Genomic DNA, 633 nt, shown 5'->3' with positions numbered 1-633 from the left:
ATTGAGCCGGCCGTGGTGTTCTTGAACTAGGCTGCGTAGCGGAACTGCGGATGGCGGAAGAAAGCGCGAATGCGCTCGGGCCGCCTGGACAGGCTGCGCATGTGGTTGACGACGGTCCGCTTGAGCTGCGGCTTGCTACGCGCCAGCGGCTTGGCGGTGACCACCTGCTTGACGTCGCCGTTCACACCCTCGTCGGGGTTGAGCTCGGGGCTGTAGGCCGGAAGGTGAAATACCTCGATCTGAGCCTCGCGCCCCGCCAGCCAGTCGCGGACCAACCGTGCCTGGTGCACCTGCAAGCGGTCGAGGATGAGGAACACCTTGCGCCCGGCGTCGCGCACCAGGCGCTCGAGGAAGCGGATCAGGGTGGGTGCCTTGATCGCGCCATTGAGGATCATCCAGCGCACCTCGCCCCTGTTGGTCACCGCCGAGATCAGGCCGACATTGGCGCGTCGGTGATTGGGGCGGACCACCGGGGTCTCGCCCCGCGGGGCATAGCTGCGGCCGCGCACGTCGTCCGAGCGCAGGCCGCTCTCGTCACCCCAGAAGATCACGCCGCCCTCTGCCTTGGCCCGCGCCGCGATCGCCGGGTACTCCCGCCGCAGCCAGTGCCGCACCGCAGCCGGGTCCTGCTCA

1 protein-coding gene is annotated in these 633 nt (G+C 68.7%); it reads right to left on the bottom strand.

Going from position 1 to position 633, the window contains the following annotated elements:
* Window positions 1-26: 26 nt before the first annotated feature.
* A partial coding sequence (locus Q7A36_RS40570) for an IS630 family transposase (RefSeq protein ID WP_305109453.1) occupies window positions 27-633 on the bottom strand: 607 nt, incomplete at its 5' end.

The sequence above is a fragment of the Paracraurococcus lichenis genome (genome assembly GCF_030657435.1).
Taxonomy (GTDB): domain Bacteria; phylum Pseudomonadota; class Alphaproteobacteria; order Acetobacterales; family Acetobacteraceae; genus Paracraurococcus; species Paracraurococcus lichenis.
This window is presented reverse-complemented; position numbering and strand designations above follow the sequence as displayed.